Genomic DNA, 15,350 nt, shown 5'->3' with positions numbered 1-15,350 from the left:
TGCGACCGCCCCGGCATAGGCGCATCCGCGTTCAGGCCAGCGCGGCAATCAGCGCCTCCCGGGTCAACGGAAGGTCGGTGATCGGCTGCCCCACGCAGGCCGTCACCGCGTTCACCGCAGCGGCGGAGGCGGGGCCGACCATGCATTCACCGACGCCAAGGGGCGGCGCGTCCGGATGCTCCATCAGGTGGATGTCGAGGGAGGGGACCCAGCCCCAGTCAAGCACGGGATAGTCCGACCACGACTGCGCGTCGATCCGCCCGTCGCGCAGGTAGGCCGCTTCGCACAAGGTCCAGCTGAGTGCTTGCATGATCCCGCCCTCGACCTGATTGCGCGTGCCATCTGGGCTGACGATCCGCCCCGCATCGACGACGGCAATGACCTCAAGCGGATGCGGGACATCCAAGAGCGCGATCCGCATCGCGACGCCCGCATAGGCGGCCTTGTTCTTGTACCGGCCAATGGCAATCCCGATCCCTTCCTCGGCGGTGGCGGAGCGGGGGCAGCGGGCCTCCAACGCTTCAAGCACCGCGATCGCACGGGGATCGTCCAGGTGGCGCCTGCGGATGGCGAAGGGGCTCTCCCCACGCGCGGCGGCGATCTGATCCATCAGCGCCTCGATCGCGATCGTGTTGATCTGCGCCCCCAGACCCCGGAGAGAGGACGTGCGCACCGGCAGGTCCTGAACGATCTGGGTATGGGTTGTGATGTCCGGTATCGAATAGAGCGGAATGGCGTTGCGCGCGGCCCCGCCGCCCAAGGAAACGGGCAGTTCCGGAATATCGCCGGGGCGCACGTCAGGCTCCCGCTCCAGCACAGCCAGAAGGTTCACGTGCCCGCCGCTGCCGGGCCGCTGGCCATGGGGTCCGCTTTGCACATGCTGGTGCCACCGGGTGATGCGGCCCGACTCATCGAGATCGGCCGCGGCCCGGATGAGCATCGGTGCGCCCACCGGCGCGGCCCGCATATCATCCGCCCGCGGCCAGGCGACACGCACCGGTCGCCCGCCCACCTGCATCGCGATCATTGCCGCGTCCATCGCCGCATCGTCCGCGCCGTTATGACCGTAGCTTCCCGCGGACGGGACATGGCGAAGCTCCACCTGCGCAGGATCGAGGCCGAGGCCGCGTGCGATCTGGACCCGCAGCGGAAAGATGCCTTGGGAATGGGTCCAGACCGTCAGCGTGTTCTCCGACCATTGCGCAAGCGCGCAGGACGGCGCGATGGAGCCGTGCAGGATGAACGGTCGGGACGCGGACAGTGAATGGGCGAATTCGCCTGTGTCGCGTGGCGCACCATCGTCGAGCGTCCGGGCGTCGCCGATCCAGTCGCGCACGGGACCGTCAAACCGGGACGGGCCCGGCACGGGCGGCTCGGGCAATTTGGCCCAGAGTGCGGCAAGGCGGGCCTCGTCTGCCGCCACGATGGCCGCGAAGCCGCCGTCCTCGATCAGATGCTCCCCTTCCGCCAGCAACGCCTTGGCTGCCGCTGCCTCCCGCCCGCGCAAGGCGCGCCCGTGCAGCAGGTCGGGCAGGGTCATGTCCTGAATAAACATCCGTTGGCCGAGGATCGGATCGGCGGGCGGCGCGGGCCGGATGTCGGCAAGGTCGGCAGGCTCCACCAACGCAAAGAGATCGCACTCGGCCGCGCCGGAGCGGAACATCATGTCATCCGGGTCGAAGTGGAGAGAGGCGGTGTCGACATTCAACCGGCGGCCGGCGGTATTGCGCAAGGCGTCCCACGCGGTGTGGGCGGCGGCTTCAACCTCCGCGCCGGTCACTTGCACCGATTGGCTGCCGACGGTCATCCCGTCATCGGGGCAGGTCGCGGTGGAGATGTCCATGACAACCACCCGGTCCACGCCAACGCCGAAGACGCCCGACACGAGGAGGCGGAAGGCGTCGTGGATATGCTGCCCCAGTTCGACCTTGCCGACCCTGAGCCCGATGAGCCGCGTGTCGCGGTCAAAACAAAGTCGGTGCGGGGACGTCGGCTCAGTCATCGGAGGCTCCGTGGCGCAACGCGGCGAGGATACGGTGATGGGTGCCGCACCGGCAGATATTCCGATCAAGGGTCGTCGCGTCCGGCGCATCGCTGCCAAGGGCGGCCGCAACGATCCCGGGCAGGCAATAGCCGCATTGCGCCGCCCCTTCCGCGATCAGCGCGCGCGTGAGCACCGCACCGCGCGGTGTGGCGGATAGTGCTTCGATCGTCTGGATATCGGCCCCCTCGACCGCAGCCAGCGTCGTGATGCAGGATTTGGTGGCGGTGCCGTCGACCAGCACGGTGCAGGCGCCGCAATCGCCGCTACCGCATCCCTGCTTGGCGCCGGTCAGGCCAAGCTCCCCCCGCAGGTAAAGCAGCAGGCTCAGGCCGTCGCGCGGCGTGGCCTCCCTCGTCGCGCCATTCACGTTTAGCCGGATCGTCTTGTCCTTCATGCCGTCCCCCATGCGGACAGGTTGCCGATCCGCTGCGACCCCAGTGTCGTCGCGGAACCACTTTCCCGCAAGCCGGTCGCAGGACTAGACCGCGCAGCGCGCGCGGCCGTAAGGCGGGAGTGCCGGCAACGCGCCCCTCAGGTTTCACCGGTGATCGGACCGGCACAGAGATGGTAACGCGCTGCAAATTCACTACGATCCCGACGCGACCGAATCCCGCAATCCAAGGACTTGGAAATGACAGAAAACGCCCTGTTCGACGCGCTCCTGCAATCGCAGGCCGACGCGGACCCCTTCCTTGAGGCACCCGGCACGTCGCCGCTGAGCTACGGCGATCTGCGGTGCAAGGTACTGCAGGCCATCGCGCATCTTCAGAACGCGGGCGTCGCCCCCGGGGACCGCGTGCTATGCCAAATCGAAAAATCGCCCGAGGGCCTGATCCTCTATCTGGCCACCGTGGGGGCGGGCGCGATTTTCGTGCCGCTCAACACAGGCTACACCGGTGCGGAAATCGACTATTTCCTGCAAGACGCGGACCCGTCGCTCCTGATCCTTGATGCATCGACCCAACACGCGCGGGACGCGGCCACCGTGCGCGGCGTTGCCGTGGTCAGCCCGGCTACTTTGACTGCCGAGGGCCCTGAAGCCGCGCCGGTGCCCCGCGCCTCCGATGATCTGGCCGCGATTCTTTACACGTCGGGGACGACCGGGCGGTCGAAAGGGGCGATGCTGACCCATGGCAACTTGATCTCCAACGCCCATGCCTTGACCGGGCTTTGGCGGTTCACGACGGACGACACGCTGCTGCATGCGCTGCCGATCTTCCATACCCACGGCCTGTTTGTGGCCACCAACGTTGTGTTGGGCGCGGGCGCAAGGATGCTGTTCCTGCCCGCCTTCGGCCTTGACGCATTGGCCGAACACATGCCGCGCTGCACTGCGATGATGGGTGTGCCGACCTTCTACACCCGCATGCTGTCCGACCCGCGCTTCACCCGTGCCGCCCTTGCCCATATGCGGCTTTTCATCTCCGGCTCTGCCCCGCTCCTGTCCGAAAGCCATGCCGCGTTCGAGCGCCAGACCGGCCACGCGATCCTGGAACGCTACGGCATGACGGAGACCAACATGATCACCTCCAACCCCTATGATGGTCCGCGCATCGCCGGGACAGTGGGGCTGCCGTTGCCGGACGTGTCGCTGCGGATCGCGTCGCCCGACGAACACGGCATCGGCGGGATCGAGGTGAAGGGGCCAAACGTGACACCGGGCTACTGGCGCAATCCCGAGAAGACGGACGAGAGTTTCACCGAGGATGGATGGTTCATCACCGGCGATCTGGGCGAGATCGACGCGCGCGGATACCTGTCGATCGTGGGGCGGCAGAAGGATCTGGTGATCTCCGGCGGGTTCAACATCTACCCCAAGGAGGTGGAGGTGCAGATCGACGCCTTGCCGGGCGTCCAGGAAAGCGCGGTCTACGGCGTTGCGCATCCCGATCTGGGGGAGGCTGTCGCCGCCGCCGTGGTCCTGACGGAGCCCGGCGCGACGGACGAGGCCACGATCGTTGCGGCGCTGGACGACCACCTTGCCCGCTACAAGATCCCGCGCACGATCCGGTTCCTGACCGGATTGCCGCGCAACACGATGGGCAAGGTGCAAAAGAACGTCCTGCGCGACGGGTACGGTGCCTGAGATTTGGACGGGGGTGGCGGACCGCGCGTCATCTGAGACCACCGCCCAACCCCGCATCCGCGTCAGGTCATTGCGTCGACCGTATGTTCCAGCCCCTTGGTGACATGGGTCTCCAACGCGGCCACGGCGCGGTCCGCATCCCGCGCGAGTGCGGCTTCGAACATCGTGCGATGCTCCTGCGCGGCTTCCTGCCCGCGATGGGTCAGGACCAACATCTGGTAGCGCAGGTACTTGTCGAACAGCGTCACATGCAACGCCAGAAGGTTCGCGGAGTTGCATGCGGAGATCAGGGCTTGGTGGAACTCCCAATCGTACCTTTTCCACTTCTCCTTCTGGGACTCGTCGCCGTCTAGCAGCCGTAGCTCCATGACGTGCAGCTTGTGGTGCGCGGCCACCAGCCTGCCTTCCCACTCCGTGTCGCCATTTGCGATGGACAGGCGCAGGGCGTGGCATTCCAGAAGGATGCGCAATTGCGCGATCTCGTGAAGATCCTCGGTGGAGACGGGTTTGACGAAGAACCCCCGCTGTTCGGGCGCGTCCACGAATCCCTCGCTGGCCAGCCGGTTCAGGGTTTCCCGCAGCGTCGACAGGCTGGCGGCGTAGCGTTGTTTCAAGGCGTCGAGTTTGAGCTTCGATCCCGGTTCAAGCTGCCCCACCAAGATGTCGCGTTTGATCCGGTGGTAGGTGCTGCTGCCGACGGTGGATGTGGAATGCGCCATCACGAAAGCCCGATATTTTCCGTTTGGTCAGTCATATACCAACCCGGTGATACGACAAGATCGCCGCATAAAAACCGGTAAAAAGAAAAATATATGAGATTATTGTAAATATCCAAAATCCGGTCTAGCGTGCGCCGTAGGACCGAGGGAGCGGCGAGCCCCCCGGGGGGAGGGGCAACAAACGTGGACAAACCGGTTTCACTGGCGATATGCGGCTTCGGTCTTGTGGGCCAGCGTCATGCCGAAGCTGCCAAGGCCGTGCCCGGTGTGACGGTGAGCGCGGTCGTGGAGCCGTCGGAGGCTGGACGTGCCACTGCCGCCACGCAGGGCCTTGCCTGCCACATGTCGCTGGATGCGCTCTTCGCCGCTGGACCAATCGACGGCTTGATCGTCGCCACGCCCACACCGCTCCACGTTGACAACACGCTCGATGCCATTGCGCGCGGCTGCCCGGTACTGGTCGAAAAGCCCCTCGCAACCCATGTCGAGGCCGCGCGCGCGATCGTCTCCGCCTCCGCCCAACGAAGCGTGCCGGTGCTCGTGGGGCACCACCGGCGGCATAATCCGATCATCCAGGCGGCCCATGACGTGATTTCTCGCGGACGGATCGGCGATGTCCGGGCCGTGAATGCGCTGTGCTGGTTCTACAAGCCCGACGCCTATTTCGATGTCGCGCCCTGGCGCAAGGAAACGGGGGCAGGGCCGGTTTCGGTCAACCTCGTCCATGATATCGACCTGATCCGCTATCTCTGCGGCGACGTCGCTTCCGTTTCCGCGCAGGCGGCCCCGTCAGCGCGGGGATATGCGAACGAGGATGTGGCGGCCGCCGTCCTGACACTTGCGACGGGTGCCATCGCGACCATCACGGTGTCCGACAGCATCGTCGCGCCATGGTCGTGGGAAATGACGTCGCGCGAATACCCGATCTACCCGCAGACCGACGAAAGCTGCTACATGATCGGCGGGTCCGAAGGCGGCCTGTCGCTGCCGGACCTGCGGGTATGGACGCACAAAAACGGTCAGAGAGATTGGTGGACGCCAATCGCGGCACATCCCATCGAAAGGGGCATGTCCGACCCGCTGGTCAATCAGATCAGCCATTTCCGCGATGTGATCGCCGACGGGGCGTCGCCGCTTGTCCCCGCGGAGGAGGGGCTGCGCACCCTGCGCGTGATCGAGGCGATCCAGACCTCCGCCGCAACGGGCCAGCCAATACATCTGGGCGCGATGGAGGAGAGTGCTAACGCCGCAGAATGAATTATCGGAGGTTTTCGCAAGAATCTTGTGATGCGAAACGATTTCGGCATCATGCCGAGAAAAAGAAGGTGATCTATCACTATGGGAGGACCAATAATGATCACGAAATTCACCCGCCGCATGGCGCTGACCACGGCCACGGCACTATCGCTCGTGGCGACCACCACGGGGGCCTTTGCCGACGGCCACGCCATCCAGTTGCGCCTGTCCATGTCGGGGTCCGAGACGGATCAACGCTCCGTCGCGATGGCCGAGGTCTTCGGGCCCGCCGTGTCCGACTTCGCCAGCTACGAGCCCGCCTATAACGCGACATTGTTCGCCCAGGGCACCGAGCTTGAGGCGATCAGCCGGGGCAACCTGGAAATGACCATCGCATCGGCGCAGGAGCTGGCCCAGTTCTTCCCGGAATTCTCCATCTTCACGGCAGGTTACGTCCATCAGGACGCGGCCCATCAGGTTGCCGTGTTCAACGATCCGTTGATGGACCCCTTCAAGCAGCAGGCGATTGATGAGCTTGGCGTGCGGCTTTTGTCGGTCATGTATCTGGGCCGCCGGCACGTGAACCTGCGCCAGTGCCCCGATGAATTGACAGTGGAAACGCCTGCCGACCTGGACGGCGTGAACCTGCGGATGCCCGGCACTGATGCGTGGCAATTCCTGGGATCGGCCCTTGGTGCCTCACCCACCCCGATGGCCTTCTCGGAGGTCTACACGGCCCTCTCGACCGGGGCTGTGGACGGGCAGGACAACCCGCTGCCGACCGTCGTGGACGCCCGCTTCTACGAAGTGACGTGCCAGATCGCGCTGACCTCGCACCTTGTGGACCTCAACTACATCGCCATCTCGGAAGAGGTCTGGCAAGGCATGAGCGAGGAGCAGCAGGCCATCGTCCAGCAGGCTGCTGATGATGCGGCGGAGCTTGGCCGCACCCGCCAGCTGGAGCTGGAGGCGGAGCTGGGGTCCTTCCTGGAAGAGAATGGTCTGACGCTTTATGAGCCCGACCTCGCGGCGTTCCGCGAGGCCGTTCAAGCCGCCTATCTCGAAAGCGAATTCGCGGAGACCTGGCCCGAAGGCGTGCTGGAGCAGATCAACGCGCTCGGCAACTGAGCCAGGGAAGGGGCTCGCCCATGTTCACAAGACTGAAAGCGGGCCTCGATACCCTTACCAATTCCATCGCCGCGGCCATGCTCGCGGCGATGTTCTTTACCTTCCTGCTACAGGTCGGCTCTCGCTACACGCCGCAGATCGTGGACAATCTTGGTCTGAGTGGCCGTTACGTCTGGCTCGACAATATCGAGCCTTTGGGATGGACGCTTGAGCTTTGCCTGATCCTGTGGGTCTGGATCGTGTTCTTCGGCTGCGCGTTCAACGTGCGCGAGAAGGATCACGTGACCTTCGACATCTTCTACCTCGCCGCACCGCGCGGGCCGCGCCGCATCATGGCCCTGATCGCGTCGGCGGCCATCGTCGTGGGCATGGCGCTGTCGTTCCTGCCCACTTGGGACTACGTCGATTTCATGCGCATGCGCCGGACGTCGACGGTCGAGAACCCGTTTACCGGCGATCGTATCCGCCTGAAATGGATCTTCATCATCTACATGGTGTTCCTCGGCGCGCTGGTCCTTCGCTACGGCTGGCGGTTCATCGACACGCTCCGCAACGGACCGCCCGACGATCATCACCTGATCGACCTTGAGCCCGAGCCACCGGCCATCCGCCATGGCGAGGATGCGACATGAGTTTCGAGGTTCTGGCCTGTATCGCCACCTTGTTTTTTTTGGCAGGCATCGGCACGCCCATTGGCTATTCGATCATACTTGCCGCTTTGGTCTATCTGGGCCTTGGCGGGATGGACCTCGCACTGGCGGGGGAGAAGATCATCCAGGGCCTCTACCGCAGCTTTGTCTTGCTGGCCGTGCCGCTTTTCATCGTGGCCGCCAACATCATGAACGCAGGCACGATATCGGACCGATTACTGGGCTTCTGCGTGGCCGCCGTGGGCCGGTTCCGTGGGGGCCTCGGGCACGTCAATGTCGTGGCCTCCCTGATCTTTTCCGGCATGTCGGGTTCCGCGGTGGCGGACGCGGCGGGCATCGGCAAGATCATCATCCAGATGATGACCAAGGATGGCCGCTACGGACGCGGATATGCCGCTGCGATCACCGCGGCCTCGGCCACCATCGGCCCGATCATCCCGCCGTCGATCCCGATGGTGCTTTACGCGCTCGTCTCCCAATCCTCCATCGGGGCGCTGTTTCTGGCGGGCATCATTCCGGGTCTCATCATGGGCGTGGTCCTGATGGCGATGAACAGCTACATTGCCCACAAACGTGGCTTCGCCTTGGAAGAACCCGTGCCGCTGCGCGACTTGCCGAAGAAGACCGCGAACGCCTTCCCGGCGCTGCTGATGCCCGTAATCCTGCTCTACGGCATCTATGGCGGGGTCACGACCCCGACGGAGGCCGCGGCCATCGCCGCGCTTTACGCGCTGTTGCTCGCGGGCCTGTTCTATCGCGCGCTCAGCCTGCGGGGCCTTTACGAGATTTTCGTCGAAAGCGCCCGCGCCTCGGCGGCCGTGGGCGTGGTCATCGGCGGCGCGCTGATCCTGAACTTCATCGTCGTGTCCGAGAATATCCCCGGCATGGTCGCCGACGCGCTTGTGGGCATCGAGATGTCGCCCACGCTGTTCCTGCTACTGGTGATGCTGCTGGTCCTGTTGCTCGGCTGCGTGCTGGATGCCACCACGATCATCCTCGTCATCGTGCCGCTGTTCATCCCCGCGTGCCGCGAATTGGGCATCGACCTTGTGCATTTCGGCGTGCTGGTCGTGGTCAATTCCATGATCGGCCTCATAACCCCGCCCTACGGTATCCTGCTCTTCGTCATCAACGCTGTCACCGGCATCCCGCTGCGGGAGATCATTTCCGAGGTCTGGGCCTTCCTCGCCGTCCTGGTCTGCGCGCTCTTGCTGCTCGTCTTCCTGCCTGACCTTGTCCTCTGGCTGCCGGGTCGTTTCGGCTACGGCGGCTGACAATCTTAACGGAGGCTTCCCCATGGACCTGCCAAAGAACCGCTTCAAAGCCGCCTTGAAAGAGGGGCGCAGCCAGATCGGCCTGTGGAACACCATTGGCGGCAATACGGTGCCGGAGCTTCTGGGCGGGGCGGGGTTCGACTGGGTTTTGGTCGATTGCGAGCATTCCGCAATCGAGACGATCGAGGTTCTGACGGCGCTGCAAGCCATCGGGCAGGTGCCGGAGACCTCGGCCATCGTGCGGCCTGCGACCAACGATCCGACGCTGTTCAAGCGGCTGCTCGACATGGGGGCGCAAACCCTGCTGGTGCCATATGTGCAATCGGCGGCAGAGGCCGAAACCGCCGTTCGCGCCATGCGCTACGGTCCCCAAGGCATGCGCGGCATGGCGGGGATGACGCGCGCCACTCGGTACGGGCAGGTCAGGGACTACTACAATCGCGCGGAGGAGGAGCTGTGCCTGATCGTTCAGGTCGAAACGATCGCGGCGCTGGAACATCTGGAGGCCATCGCCACGACCGACGGCGTGGACGGTGTGTTCATCGGCCCCGCCGACCTCAGCGCTTCCATGGGACTGCGCGGGCAGGTCAATCATCCCGACGTGGTGTCCGTCATCGAAGGGGCCTTCGACACGCTCAAGCGCCTGAACGTGCCCATCGGCATCATGGCCCTGAACCCCGAGGACGCGAAACGCTACATTGCGCTCGGCGCGACGATGACCGCGGTGGGCGTGGACCTTGTCCTTCTGGCCGACAGTATCGCCGCCCTGCGCGCGACGTTCTGAACGGCCATGAAGCTCGGCATCGCCACCGTCTCCATCTCCGGCACGCTGGACGAGAAGATCGATGCCATCGCGGGCGCGGGTTTCGACGGGATCGAGATTTTCGAGCAGGATTTCATCGCAGACACGCGGCCACCCCGTGCGGTGGGGCAGCGCATCCGCGAGGCGGGGCTGGAGCTAATGCTGTTCCAGCCTTTCCGTGATTTCGAGGGGCTGCCAGGCGACTTGCGCCGCAAAGCGTTCGACCGGGCCGAACGCAAGTTCGATCTTATGCAAGAATTGGGCTGCGAGCTCGTGCTCGTCTGTTCCTCCGTCCATCCAGACGCGCTCGGCGGCATCGACCGGGCCGCCGACGATTTCGCTGAATTGGGGGAGCGGGCCGGGCCGCGCGGCCTTCGCATCGGCTTTGAGGCCCTGGCCTGGGGCCGTCACGTCGACGATCACCGCGACGCGTGGGAGATCGTTCGTCGCGCCGATCACCCGAATGTCGGCCTGATCCTCGACAGTTTTCACACCCTCGGGCGCGGCATTGACCCCGACACGATCCGCCGCATCCCCGGCGACCGCATCTTTTTCGTGCAACTGGCCGATGCCCCGAAAATCGACATGGACCTTCTCTACTGGTCCCGCCACTTCCGCAACATGCCCGGTGAGGGTGACCTGGACGTGCCTGCCTTCATGCGTGCGGTCATGGCGACCGGATACGAGGGCCCCGCAAGCCTCGAAATCTTCAATGACCAATTCCGTGGTGGACCGGCCCAACAGATCGCGCAGGCAGGCAAACGCGCGCTCCTCAACTTGATGGATGACGTTCGCAGGACGGAGCCGAATATCACGGTCGCCCTGCCTCCGATGCCCGCGCCGACACCCCCGACCGCTGTGGAATTCGTCGAGTTCGCCACGCGCGGCGCGGAGGCGGAGGCCCTTTCGCGCCTGCTTGAAACGATGGGGTTCCGGCACACGGCGCAGCACAAGACCAAGGATTTGGCACTCTGGCAACAGGGCAGCATCCGCATCCTCCTGAACGCGGAGACGCGCGGCCATGCCGACACGTCCTATATCGCGCGCGGCACGAATGTCTGTGATCTCGGCCTGCGTGTGCCGTCGGCGACGGATGCCATGGGCCGTGCCTTGGCGCTTGGCGCCAGCCCCTTCCTACAGCCCCGCCAAACCGGAGAGATGGACCTGCCCGCAATCCGTGGGCTTGGCGGGTCGGTCCTGCATTTCGTGGATGGCGGCACGTTGCAGGTCTGGGACGTAGAATTCGACCCGGTCGCGTCAAGCGGCCCGGATGCGGGGCTGATCGCCGTGGACCACGTGGCCCAGACCATGGGCTACGAAGAGATGCTGTCGTGGTCGCTGTTCTACACCACGCTGTTCGGACTGGGCAAAGAGCCGATGATCGACGTGATCGATCCGGACGGATTGGTCCGGTCCCAGGCCTTGTCCTCACCGAATGGCGGCGTCCGGATCACCCTGAACGGGGCCGACACCCACCGGACCCTCGCGGGCGGGTTCCTGGCCGAAAGCTTTGGCGCATCCGTTCAGCACGTTGCATTTGCGACCGATGACATATTCGCGACCGCACGCGCGCTGGACGGCACGGGCTTCCGGGCCCTCCCGATGCCTGAGAATTATTACGCCGACCTCGCCTCCCGCTTCGATCTGGCGCCCGCGATGCTGGAGGCCATGGCGCGGGCCAACATCCTCTATGAACGCGACGGGGGGGCGGAATTCTTCCAGCTCTACTCGCGCCCGTTCCTGAGCGGTCTTTTCTTCGAAATCGTGCAACGGTCGGACGGCTACACAGGCTACGGCGCGGCCAACGCGCCCTTCCGCATCGCCGCGTTGAAACGCCTGGGTCGGGGCAGGGGAATACCGCGCGGCTAGGTCTGTCGATGCGGCGGTTGACGCCTGTATCTTGAGGCGTCGCGAGGACCGAAGATCAAGGCCCTGCCGGCCATTCACGCAACCCGCCAGGCGAGCGCAGCCTCCGTCCGGTTCTGCACACCCAACCGTTTCAGGATCGCTGAGATGTGCAATTTCACGGTGCCCTCCGATATCTGCATCTCCTGCGCGATGTCCCTGTTGGTCGCGCCGCGCGCGACGGCGGACAGGATCTCTCTTTGCCGATCGGTCAGCGCATCGTGGACGGACGCGGAGGATTGCGGCGCCGGACCCGTGTCGTTGGCGGGCTGTTCCACGAGGTCCCTTGCGGCGAGGATGGCGCGCTCGAATTCGGAGAAGACGGCCTTTACGTGGCGCGCGTCTGCCTGTTGCGGGTTGAGCGTGTCGACCGCGGCGCGCAGTCGCGACAGGCCGTCCAGCACGTCTTGCGCCGCGATATAGGAGAACCGCCCCTCCGACGTCTCGTTTTGGCGGGCCTGTTGCAACGAGCGCTCCAGCGCCTCGTGCGCCTCGTGCCGATCCGTCACATCCAGCGCGACGCCGTCCCAGATGATCGTGCCGTCATCAAGACGGCGCGGATTGCCGACCGATCGCACCCAGCGATAGCCGCCACCCGCCTTGGCGACGCGGACTTCCTCATCCAGGCGCGTGAGGGTCGCGGCGGAGTGTTCCAGCGCGTCGATGAAACCCTGCCGATCGTCTGGATGAATCCAGCGGTGATCCACCTCGTCCAGTTCCATAAGCTCCGCCGGGTCCAACCCGAAGGACGCCTTCAGCCCGGCACTGACATAGCTGTATCGGTACTTCCCCTCCGGCGTTCTGAGGCGCTGCATGGTGTGCCCGGCAAAGGCGCCTCCAAGTAAGTCGCCGACGTCGTGGACGGTGTTTCGTTGAGATAATCGTTCGGACATATAACTTACGATATACAGAATGCCGGGTTTCGCAACAGTTATATAACTTAAGTCTGGATTTTGTGCGCGTGTTCGCCCATCGTCGACCCGACTCGCCCGAAGGTGGGCTGCGTTTGGGAGGGCGCGGGGATGGAGAAGATCATCATCGAGGCACGGGTGAATGAGCTTGCGACACGGCAGGGCAACCCGCATGTGCCCTTCCTGCCAGCGGAGATCATCGCCGACGCCAAGGCGTGTTATGACGCGGGCGCATCCATCGTGCATTTCCACGGTCGCAACGCCGATGGCACGCCGTCCCACGATCCGAATTTCTATCTTGAGACAAACGCGGGCATCCGCGCGCAATCGGATATCCTGATCCACCCGACGCTTGGCTACGTGGCCAATGACGCCGATGCAAAGGGCCGCTTTGCCGCCATCGAAGAGATGATGAAATCCGCCGACACCGCTCCCGATTTCGCACCGATGGACACCGGCAGCGTGAATGTCGATTGGTGGAACCCCACGGAGGGGAAATACGACACCACCGAATTGATCTACAAGAACTCCACCGGCACGTTGATGTATTTCGCCGAACGCATCCGCCACTACAATCTGACGCCCTACCTGGTCAGCTGGAACGTCAGCTTCACGCGGCAGATCGAGCAATTCCTCAAAATGGGTGTGCTCGACGCGCCGGCCTATGTCTGCTTTTGCATGACCGATGAAATCATCTTCGCCGGTCATCCCGGCACCGAAGCCGGGCTTGATGCACACACGGCTTTCCTGCCGCCCGAATTTGAAACCGTCTGGACGGTCGTGAACTACAAGGGCGACCTGTTCGAGCTGACCGAAAAGATCATCCGGCAGGGTGGACACATCTCCATCGGCCTCGGTGATTATGCCTACATGGATGGCGCGCGACACATGACCAACGCCGAGGTCATCGCCAAGGTCGCCGATCAGGCCCGCAGCCTTGGGCGCGAGCCCGCGACGGTCGCCGAGACGCGCCGCATCCTCAACATAAAGACCCCCCGCATCGCGGCCTGAGACCGCGAGCATCATCCGACATCTCAGGGAGGAATACGAGATGAAGATCAAGACCTTGCTGCTTGGCGGCGCGATTGGCGCCGTCGCCGCGACCACCGGTTATGCCGAAGAGATCCGAATGCAGACCTTCCTTGGCGCGACCGCCGCAACAACCGTCGCGTTCGAGGATATGGCCGCCGAACTGGCCGAGGCGACGGGGGGCGAAGTGCAGATTACCGTCCTGCCCGGTGGCGCGGTCGTGGGTGCCGCGGAAACCATCGAGGCGATCCAGAACGGCATCCTCGAAGGCCAGTACACCGCGCCCACGTACTTCGCGGGCAGCGACCCCGCCATGGGCGTTCTGGGCGACACGATTGCCGCCTATCCCGACAGCGAGACGCGCAATCGCTGGTTCACCGAAGGCGGCGGCCTCGACCTCGCCCGCGCGCTTTATGCGCAATATGACATGATGTTCATCTGCCCCGTCTATTGGCCGCCGGAGCAGATCCCCTCCACCGTGCCGATCAACACGGTCGCCGATTTCGAAGGCCTGTCCATGCGAGCGCCCGGCGGCCTCGCCTCCGACCTGCTCAGCCGGGCGGGTGCGTCGCTTGTGACGATGGGTGTGGGCGAAAGCGTGACGGCGATGGAAACCGGTGTGCTGGACGCCACCGACCTTGCCAATGTGGCCCTCAACGTGGCGCTCGGCATGCACAATCAGGCCGACTATTCGATCCTCGCCCGCCACTCAATGGCCGTCACGGAAATGAGCGTGTCGATGGACACATGGAACGCCCTGTCGCCGGAGAACCAGCAAGCCTTTGAAGACGCCTGCAACGCGATGTCCGAACGGCTTGCCACGGAATTGCCCGAGGCCGATGCGGCCGCCGCCGAACAGGCGCAGACGGAACTGGGCGTGACCTTCATCGAATTCGGCGAGGCGGAGGCCGCAACCTTCCGCGCCCTGACCGATGAGGTCTGGACGGAATGGGGCGGGCGCAGCCCGAATGCGCAGGCCATCGTCGACAGCCACCGCGCCTTCCTGACCGAACTGGGCTTGAACTGAGCGTGTCGGGGTCGCCTTCGGGCGGCCCCGACGAAAGGGCAACGCCTATGCGATTTCTCGACACATTCGCCCTGTGGTTGGGGCGGACGGCGGCCTGGTGCTTCGGCGCCATCATCCTCGTGATGGTCTACGAGGTCGTCGCCCGCTACGGCTTTGGCGCGCCGACGGCGTGGGCCCACGAAATCTCCGTCCTGCTGGCGGGTTTCGCGTTCATTTTCGGGGGTGCCTTCTGCATGGCCGAGGGCACGCATATGCGGATCAATTTCCTGGTGGAGAAGAACCCGCGGCTGGAGCGCGTTTCGCATTGGTTGAGCATCGCGGCGGGCGCGATTTACCTGTCCGGCCTCGCCTATGCCTCCTGGCGTATGGCCGAGCGCGCGATCTGGCGGTTCGCGCTCGACGGCTCGTGGATGCCGGAGCGTACGGGATCGACCTTCAACTCTCCGCTTCCCTCCTACCTCAAAGTCATGCTGTTTCTTGGCGCGGTCCTGTTCCTTCTGGTCCTGCTGCGCCGCGCGCTGCCGCAAAAGGCGCGTTGA

General features: G+C 64.5%; 14 protein-coding genes. 10 read left to right on the top strand and 4 right to left on the bottom strand.

The annotated features are described in order from the left end of the window. Window positions 1-31: 31 nt before the first annotated feature. Together KUW62_RS14040 and KUW62_RS14035 are read right to left on the bottom strand one after the other, a co-directional pair. Window positions 32-2,002: a molybdopterin cofactor-binding domain-containing protein gene (locus KUW62_RS14040; protein WP_224816090.1), complete on the bottom strand. Its 1,971-nt coding sequence runs from the start codon at window positions 2,000-2,002 to the stop codon at window positions 32-34. Continuing rightward, on the bottom strand, window positions 1,995-2,438 hold the full coding sequence (locus KUW62_RS14035; protein WP_224816089.1) for a (2Fe-2S)-binding protein: 444 nt from the start codon (window positions 2,436-2,438) through the stop codon (window positions 1,995-1,997). The genes KUW62_RS14040 and KUW62_RS14035 overlap by 8 nt, the downstream gene beginning before the upstream one ends. Before the next feature lie 237 nt (window positions 2,439-2,675). On the opposite strand from KUW62_RS14035, the gene KUW62_RS14030 reads away from it, so the two are divergent. Beyond that, on the top strand, window positions 2,676-4,130 hold the full coding sequence (locus KUW62_RS14030; RefSeq protein WP_224816088.1) for an AMP-binding protein: 1,455 nt from the start codon (window positions 2,676-2,678) through the stop codon (window positions 4,128-4,130). Window positions 4,131-4,192: 62 nt separating this feature from the next. On the opposite strand, the gene KUW62_RS14025 is transcribed toward KUW62_RS14030, so the two are convergent. Continuing rightward, window positions 4,193-4,849: a GntR family transcriptional regulator gene (locus KUW62_RS14025; protein ID WP_224816087.1), complete on the bottom strand. Its 657-nt coding sequence runs from the start codon at window positions 4,847-4,849 to the stop codon at window positions 4,193-4,195. 183 nt (window positions 4,850-5,032) lie between these two features. On the opposite strand from KUW62_RS14025, the gene KUW62_RS14020 reads away from it, so the two are divergent. The 6 genes from KUW62_RS14020 (at window position 5,033) to KUW62_RS13995 (ending at window position 11,808) form a co-directional block, all read left to right on the top strand. Beyond that, window positions 5,033-6,106: a Gfo/Idh/MocA family protein gene (locus KUW62_RS14020; protein ID WP_224816086.1), complete on the top strand. Its 1,074-nt coding sequence runs from the start codon at window positions 5,033-5,035 to the stop codon at window positions 6,104-6,106. Between the two features lie 96 nt (window positions 6,107-6,202). After that, window positions 6,203-7,213 carry a TRAP transporter substrate-binding protein DctP gene (gene dctP, locus KUW62_RS14015; RefSeq protein ID WP_224816085.1) on the top strand — a complete coding sequence of 337 codons (1,011 nt, stop codon included), beginning with the start codon at window positions 6,203-6,205 and terminating at the stop codon, window positions 7,211-7,213. Window positions 7,214-7,233: 20 nt separating this feature from the next. After that, window positions 7,234-7,845, top strand: a complete 612-nt coding sequence (locus KUW62_RS14010) for a TRAP transporter small permease (protein ID WP_224816084.1) — start codon at window positions 7,234-7,236, stop codon at window positions 7,843-7,845. Continuing rightward, the gene (locus tag KUW62_RS14005) at window positions 7,842-9,137 is read left to right on the top strand and encodes a TRAP transporter large permease (RefSeq protein WP_224816083.1); all 1,296 of its coding nucleotides are present in this window, start codon (window positions 7,842-7,844) and stop codon (window positions 9,135-9,137) included. The genes KUW62_RS14010 and KUW62_RS14005 overlap by 4 nt, the downstream gene beginning before the upstream one ends. Before the next feature lie 22 nt (window positions 9,138-9,159). After that, window positions 9,160-9,921 carry an HpcH/HpaI aldolase/citrate lyase family protein gene (locus KUW62_RS14000; RefSeq protein ID WP_224816082.1) on the top strand — a complete coding sequence of 254 codons (762 nt, stop codon included), beginning with the start codon at window positions 9,160-9,162 and terminating at the stop codon, window positions 9,919-9,921. Window positions 9,922-9,927: 6 nt separating this feature from the next. Then, complete coding sequence (locus KUW62_RS13995; RefSeq protein WP_224816081.1) at window positions 9,928-11,808, top strand: bifunctional sugar phosphate isomerase/epimerase/4-hydroxyphenylpyruvate dioxygenase family protein; 1,881 nt, start codon at window positions 9,928-9,930, stop codon at window positions 11,806-11,808. A 74-nt stretch (window positions 11,809-11,882) separates the two neighbouring features. Here the strand turns inward: KUW62_RS13995 and KUW62_RS13990 are convergent, their stop codons facing one another. Further along, complete coding sequence (locus KUW62_RS13990; RefSeq protein ID WP_224816080.1) at window positions 11,883-12,659, bottom strand: LuxR C-terminal-related transcriptional regulator; 777 nt, start codon at window positions 12,657-12,659, stop codon at window positions 11,883-11,885. A 207-nt stretch (window positions 12,660-12,866) separates the two neighbouring features. Between KUW62_RS13990 and KUW62_RS13985 the strand changes: the two genes are divergently transcribed. Genes KUW62_RS13985 through KUW62_RS13975 form a run of 3 tightly spaced genes read left to right on the top strand, consistent with a single transcriptional unit; the run spans window position 12,867 to window position 15,350 of the window. Continuing rightward, entirely contained in the window at window positions 12,867-13,766 is a 900-nt protein-coding gene (locus KUW62_RS13985; RefSeq protein WP_224816079.1) for a 3-keto-5-aminohexanoate cleavage protein, read from the top strand. A 40-nt stretch (window positions 13,767-13,806) separates the two neighbouring features. After that, a complete protein-coding gene (dctP, locus tag KUW62_RS13980) occupies window positions 13,807-14,811 on the top strand; it encodes a TRAP transporter substrate-binding protein DctP (RefSeq protein WP_224816078.1) in 1,005 nt (334 codons plus the stop codon). Window positions 14,812-14,858: 47 nt separating this feature from the next. Continuing rightward, the gene (locus tag KUW62_RS13975) at window positions 14,859-15,350 is read left to right on the top strand and encodes a TRAP transporter small permease subunit (protein ID WP_224816077.1); all 492 of its coding nucleotides are present in this window, start codon (window positions 14,859-14,861) and stop codon (window positions 15,348-15,350) included.

It is taken from the genome of Hasllibacter sp. MH4015 (assembly GCF_020177575.1).
Taxonomy (GTDB): domain Bacteria; phylum Pseudomonadota; class Alphaproteobacteria; order Rhodobacterales; family Rhodobacteraceae; genus Gymnodinialimonas.
This window is presented reverse-complemented; position numbering and strand designations above follow the sequence as displayed.